At 73.3% G+C, this 6,110-nt stretch carries 7 protein-coding genes; all 7 read left to right on the top strand.

Features of this window, described 5'->3' with window-relative positions:
- On the top strand, positions 1 to 273 hold a 273-nt coding region (locus KJS59_RS23375; protein ID WP_213455117.1), incomplete at its 5' end, for a putative PEP-binding protein.
- A gap of 37 nt (positions 274 to 310) precedes the next feature.
- Complete coding sequence (locus KJS59_RS23370) at positions 311 to 667, top strand: VOC family protein (RefSeq protein ID WP_213455116.1); 357 nt, start codon at positions 311 to 313, stop codon at positions 665 to 667.
- 9 nt (positions 668 to 676) lie between these two features.
- Positions 677 to 1,909, top strand: a complete 1,233-nt coding sequence (locus KJS59_RS23365; protein ID WP_213455115.1) for a deoxyguanosinetriphosphate triphosphohydrolase — start codon at positions 677 to 679, stop codon at positions 1,907 to 1,909.
- 32 nt (positions 1,910 to 1,941) lie between these two features.
- Entirely contained in the window at positions 1,942 to 3,786 is a 1,845-nt protein-coding gene (gene dnaG, locus KJS59_RS23360; protein WP_213455114.1) for a DNA primase, read from the top strand.
- Positions 3,786 to 4,295 carry a hypothetical protein gene (locus tag KJS59_RS23355; RefSeq protein WP_213455113.1) on the top strand — a complete coding sequence of 170 codons (510 nt, stop codon included), beginning with the start codon at positions 3,786 to 3,788 and terminating at the stop codon, positions 4,293 to 4,295. Before dnaG ends, KJS59_RS23355 begins: the two co-directional genes overlap by 1 nt.
- Positions 4,296 to 4,416: 121 nt before the next feature.
- Positions 4,417 to 5,331 carry an ABC transporter ATP-binding protein gene (locus KJS59_RS23350; RefSeq protein ID WP_376771244.1) on the top strand — a complete coding sequence of 305 codons (915 nt, stop codon included), beginning with the start codon at positions 4,417 to 4,419 and terminating at the stop codon, positions 5,329 to 5,331.
- A gap of 1 nt (position 5,332) precedes the next feature.
- Positions 5,333 to 6,094 carry an ABC transporter permease gene (locus tag KJS59_RS23345; protein WP_213455111.1) on the top strand — a complete coding sequence of 254 codons (762 nt, stop codon included), beginning with the start codon at positions 5,333 to 5,335 and terminating at the stop codon, positions 6,092 to 6,094.
- Positions 6,095 to 6,110: the final 16 nt, after the last annotated feature.

The following is a 6,110-nucleotide window of genomic DNA, read 5'->3' as shown; positions in this document are numbered from 1 at the left end:
TCCCGGTACCTGGAACTGGGCATCTTCGGCGTCTCGCCGTTCGAGTCGATCGACGCCGACGGCGTCGGGCGGCTGGTCCGGGTGGCGGTCGAGGAGGGCCGGGCGGCCCGCCCGGACCTGAAGATCGGCGTCTGCGGCGAGCACGGCGGCGATCCCGACTCGGTGCACTTCTTCCACGGCGCCGGCCTGGACTACGTCTCCTGTTCGCCGTTCCGGGTACCGGTGGCGCGGCTGGAGGCGGGCCGGGCCGCGCTGCCGGACACCTCGGCGTAACCTGTGCGGCATTCGTCCGCCGCGCGGGAGGTGTCTCATGGGTGTCCGGTGGGAGCAGGTCGTCATCGATGCCCACGATCCGGCCCGGCTGGCCCGGTGGTGGGCCGAGGCGCTCGGCTTCACGATCACCTACGAGCAGCCGGACGAGGTGGAGATCCGGCGCACCCCCGAGGTGCTGCCGGGCCTGGTGTTCGTCCCGGTGATGGGCGCCAAGGCGGTGAAGAACCGGCTCCACATCGACCTGCGCCCGGACGACCAGGAGGCCGAGGTGGAGCGTCTGGTCAACATGGGTGCCCGGCACGTGGACGTCGGCCAGGGCGAGCAGGTCGGCTGGGTGGTGCTGGCGGACCCGGAGGGTAACGAGTTCTGCGTGCTGCGGGCCAAGGAGCAGTAACCTCGGCGCGTGGATGACGCCCGGGTGGTGCCCGAGCCGCCGAAGGACACCGGCTACGGTCGCGGCCCGTACGAGCGGGACCGGGCCCGGGTGCTGCACTGCGCCGCGTTCCGGCGGCTGGCCGCCAAGACGCAGGTGCACACCGCCGGCGCGGACGACTTCCTGCGCACCCGGCTGACCCACTCGCTGGAGGTCGCGCAGATCGCCCGGGAGATGGGCGCCCGGCTGGGCTGCGACCCGGACGTGGTGGACGTCGCCGGGCTGGCGCACGACCTGGGCCACCCGCCGTTCGGGCACAACGGCGAGCAGGCCCTGGCCGACCTGGCGCAGCCGTGCGGCGGGTTCGAGGGCAACGCCCAGACGCTGCGGGTACTGACCCGCCTGGAGGCCAAGGTGTACGGGCCGGACGGCGCCTCCGCCGGCCTCAACCTGACCCGGGCCGCCCTCGACGCCACCACCAAGTACCCGTGGCCGCGCCGCCCGGGTACCCCGAAGTTCGGGTACTACGCGGACGACGCGCCGGTGTTCGGGTGGATCCGCGAGGGGGCGCCGGAGCCCGAGCGGCGCTGCCTGGAGGCCCAGGTGATGGACTGGGCCGACGACGTGGCGTATTCGGTGCACGACGTGGAGGACGGCGTCTACGGCGGGTACGTGCGGCTGGCCCGGCTGCTGGCGGACGCCGACGAGCGGGCCGCCCTGTGCGTGGACGTGTCCGGCCGCTACTCGGCCGAGTCCGCCGGGGACCTCGGCGAGGTGCTGGTGGACCTGCTCGCCGACCCGGTGCTGGCGCCGCTGGCCGGGTACGACGGCAGCCACGCCGCCCAGGCCGCGCTGAAGGGCGTCACCAGCGTGCTGACCGGGCGGTTCGTCTCGGCCGCGGTCGCCGCCACCCGGGCGGCGTACGGCCCGGCCCCGCTGCGCCGGTACGCGGCGGATCTGGTCGTACCCCGGCGGGTGCGCGCCCAGTGCGCGCTGCTCAAGGGGATCGCGCTGCGGTACGTGATGCGCCGCGAGGGCGCCGCGGGCCGGTACGAGCGGCAGCGCCTGGTCCTCAGCGAACTGGTCCGGGAACTGCTGCGGCGGGCGCCGGACGGCCTGGACCCGGTGTTCGCGCCGCTGTTCAAGGCGGCGCCGGACGACGCCGCCCGGCTGCGCGTGGTGATCGACCAGGTGGCCAGCCTGACCGACCCGTCCGCGCTGGTCCGGCACGGCGCCCTCACGGCGGGGCGGCGGGCAGGCTGAGGCAGGATGTAGGCACCAGAGGGGGTGGCGCGGTGGCGGGCCGGATCAAGGACGAGGACATCGCGCTGGTCCGCGAGCGGACGGCGATCGCCGACGTGATCTCCGAGCACGTCACGCTGAAGTCGGCCGGCGGCGGCAACCTCAAGGGGCTGTGCCCGTTCCACGACGAGAAGACCCCCTCGTTCACCGTCTCCCCATCTAGGAATGTCTATTTCTGTCACGGCTGCGGGCAGGGCGGGGACGCGATCAAGTTCCTGATGGACACCGACCACCTCACGTTCGTCGAGGCGGTCGAGCGGCTGGCCGGCAAGGCCGGCATCCAGCTGCGGTACGCGGAGGCCGGCCCGGCGCCGGTCCGCCAGCAGCAGGGGCAGAAGCAGCGGCTGATCGCGGCGCACCAGGCCGCCGCCGAGTTCTACGCCGAGCAACTCGGCTCGGCGGGCGCCCGGCCGGCGCGGGAGTTCCTCGCCCAGCGCGGCTTCGACAAGTCGGCCGCCGAGCGGTACGGCTGCGGCTTCGCCCCCGACGCCTGGGAGCAGCTCACCCGGCACCTGCGCGGCCGGGGCTTCACCAGCCAGGAGTTGGTCACCGCCGGGCTGGCCCGGGAGGCGCGCTCCGGGTCGCTGATCGACCGGTTCCGGCGCCGGCTGCTCTGGCCGATCAGGGACATCTCCGGCGACGTGATCGGCTTCGGCGCCCGCAAGCTGCTCGAGGACGACGACGGCCCCAAGTACCTGAACACCCCGGAGACCCCGCTCTACAAGAAGTCCCACGTGCTGTACGGGATCGACCAGGCCAAGCGGGAGATCGCCCGGCAGGGGCGGGCGGTGATCGTCGAGGGGTACACCGACGTGATGGCCTGCCACCTGGCCGGCGTCCCCACCGCCGTCGCCACCTGCGGCACCGCGTTCGGCACGGACCACATCGGGGTGCTGCGCCGGTTGCTGATGGACACCGACGCGTTCGCCGGCGAGATCATCTTCACCTTCGACGGGGACGCCGCCGGGCAGAAGGCGGCGCTGCGCGCGTTCGAGGACGACCAGCGCTTCGTGGCGCAGACCTACATCGCGGTCGGCCCGGAGAACATGGACCCGTGCGAGCTGCGGCTGGCCCGCGGGGACACCGCGGTGCGGGATCTGGTGGCCCGCCGCGAGCCGCTGATCGCGTTCGCCCTGCGTTCGGTGATCGGCCGCTTCGACCTGGACACGGCCGAGGGGCGGGTGGCCGCCCTGCGTGCCACGGCGCCCCTGGTCGGCAAGATCAAGGACCGCGCGCTGCGCCCCGAGTACGCCCGCAAGCTGGCCGGCGACCTCGGCATGGAGATCGAGACGGTGCAGCGGGCGGTGCACGCCGGATCGGGTGGCGGCGCCGTGGCGCCGGCGCCCCGCACGCCGGTCGCGGCGGACAGCCCGCAGAGCATGGTCGAGCGCGAGGCGCTGAAGCTCGCCCTCCAGCAGCCGGTGCTCGCCGGTCCGATGTTCGACACCCTCGGCGTGGAGAACTACCGCGACCCGGTCCACATAGCGGTCCGCGACGCCATCGCCGAGGTGGGCGGGGCGGCCACCGGCGCCAGCGGCGCGGTCTGGATCGAGAAGGTCCGGGATGCCTGCGCGGACCTGGCCGCCAAGGCCCGGGTCGGTGAACTGGCCGTCGAGCCGCTGCGCCTGGACGCCGAGCCGGACCCCCGGTACGTGGCCGCCACCCTGGCCCGCCTGCAGTGGGGCGCGGTGACCGGGCGGATCCGGGAGCTGAAGTCGAAGGTGCAGCGGATCAACCCGGTGGAGCGCAAGGACGAGTACCTCGCGCTGGCCGGCGAGCTGTTCTCCCTGGAGCAGCACGCCCGGGCGCTGCGCGAGCAGGCGGTAGGGGGCCTCTAATGGCACTGTTCCGCCGGGTGCCGAAGCTGCCCGCCGACCGGCGACCGCCGCTGGAGCGGGACGAGCGGGTGCTGGCCTGGTCGCCGGTCGCCGATGGTGTGGTGGTCGCCACCACCCGGGGGGTTTGGCTGCCCGGGCGGGGTCGGCTCGGTTGGCATGAGATCAACAAGGCGGTCTGGTCCGGCCGGGAGCTGACCGTCACGCCGGCCGAGCGGGTCCAGGAACGGGCGGGCTACGCCGTGATCGCCGACGCCGACGTCCTCACGTACCTGCTGGTCGAACCGGGGGACGTGCCGCACCAGGTGCGCGCCCGGGTCACCCGCTCGGTGGCGTACACCGCGCATCACCGGTTGGGTGCGGGCGGCGGGGTGCGGGTGGCCGCGCGGCGGGTGCCCGGCGTCGACGGGCTCACCTGGACGGTCCGCTTCGACCCGGGGACCGATCCCGGGCATCCCGGGGTGGATGAGCTGGTCGCGGAGGCGCGGGCGCAGGCCACCCCGGCCCCGTAGGCGAGCCGGCTCCGGCTCCGGAGAATCCGCTCCGCAGGGCGCGGCGGCCGGCTCGGCGGAAAATCGGTCGGGGATTGTCGGACCCTCGGGTTAACTTCGCCGCGTGGGTAGCGAAGAGGCCATGATTGTCGCCCGGGGGCTGGTCAAGCGGTTCGGGTCCTTCACGGCGGTGGACGGGATCGACGTGGAGGTGCGCCCCGGCGAGGCGTTCGGCTTCCTCGGCCCCAACGGCGCCGGCAAGAGTTCCACCATGCGCATGATCGGCTGCGTCTCCCCGCCCAGCGGCGGCACCCTGCGCATCCTCGGCATGGACCCGCGCCGGGAGGGGCCGGCGATCCGCGCCCGGCTCGGCGTCTGTCCCCAGCTGGACAACCTGGACCAGGAGCTGACCGTCCGGGAGAATCTGACCACCTACGCGCGCTTCTTCGGCATCTCCCGGGCGGTGGCCCGCGCCCGCGCCCTGGAACTGCTGGAGTTCGTCCAGCTCGGTGAGCGGGCGGACAGCAAGGTGGAGCCGCTGTCCGGCGGCATGAAGCGCCGGCTCACCATCGCCCGCGCGCTGGTCAACGAGCCGGATCTCGTGCTGCTCGACGAGCCCACCACCGGGCTGGACCCGCAGGCCCGCCACCTGGTCTGGGAGCGGTTGTTCCGGCTCAAGCAGCAGGGCGTCACGCTGGTGCTCACCACCCATTACATGGACGAGGCCGAGCAGTTGTGCGACCGCCTGGTGGTGATGGACGGCGGGCGGATCGCGGCGGAGGGCTCACCCCGGGCGCTGATCGAGCGGTACTCCACCCGTGAGGTCGTCGAGCTGCGGTTCCAGGCGGAGTCGCAGGAGGAATACGCCGGCAAGCTCACCGGCGTGGCGGAGCGGATCGAGGTCCTTCCCGACCGGATCCTGCTCTACGTCACGGACGGGGACGGCGCGCTTGCCGAGGTGCACCGCCGCGCGCTCGCCCCGGCCAGCTCGCTGGTCCGGCGCAGCAGCCTGGAGGACGTGTTCCTGCACCTCACCGGCCGGACGCTGGTGGACTGAGATGGCCCATCCCACCGCCGCGGTGCTCGAGTACCACCTGGTTTCCTACCGGCGCACCTGGCGCTCGTCGGCGCTCTCCTCGTTCATCCTGCCGCTGCTGACCATGCTCTCCTTCGGCGTGGGCGTCGGTGCCTACGTGCGTGGGGACGTGGCCGGGGTGCCGTATCTGGACTTCATCGTTCCGGGCCTGATCGCCTCCACCGCGATGCAGGTGGCGATCGCGGAGTCCACCTTCCCGGTCTTCGGCAACTTCGAGTGGATCAAGATCTACTTCTCCCAGGTCGCCGCCCCGCTGCGGATCGCCGACATCCTCGGCGGTCACCTCGGCTTCGTGCTGTTCCGGATCCTCACCAGCACCGCCGCGTTCCTGGTGACCACCGCCCTGTTCGGCGCCGTCCACTCCTGGTGGGCGCTGGCCGCGCTGCCGGTCGCCGCCCTGCTCGGCCTCGCGGTCGCCGCGCCCACGTTCGGGTACGCCGCCTCGGTGCCCAGCGACAACTACCTCGCGATGCTGTTTCGTTTCGCGGTCATCCCCATGTCGCTGTTCGCCGGTGTGTTCTTCCCCGTCGAGTCGCTGCCCGGCGTGCTGCGTTGGCTGGCCTACGTCTCGCCGCTGTGGCACGGCGTCGACCTGATCCGGGCCGCCACCCTCGGCGTCGCGCCCGCCTGGTCCGTCGCCGGCCACCTCGCGTACCTGGCCACCTGGGCCGTGGCCGGGTGGCTGCTGGCCACCGCCCGGTTCCGCCGCCGGCTGACGATCTGACGCTGAGGAGCCCTGA

The sequence above is a fragment of the Rhizomonospora bruguierae genome (genome assembly GCF_018397995.1).
Lineage (GTDB): Bacteria > Actinomycetota > Actinomycetes > Mycobacteriales > Micromonosporaceae > Rhizomonospora > Rhizomonospora bruguierae.
Note: the sequence above shows the minus strand (reverse complement) of the source record. Positions and strands in the feature narration are given on the sequence as shown.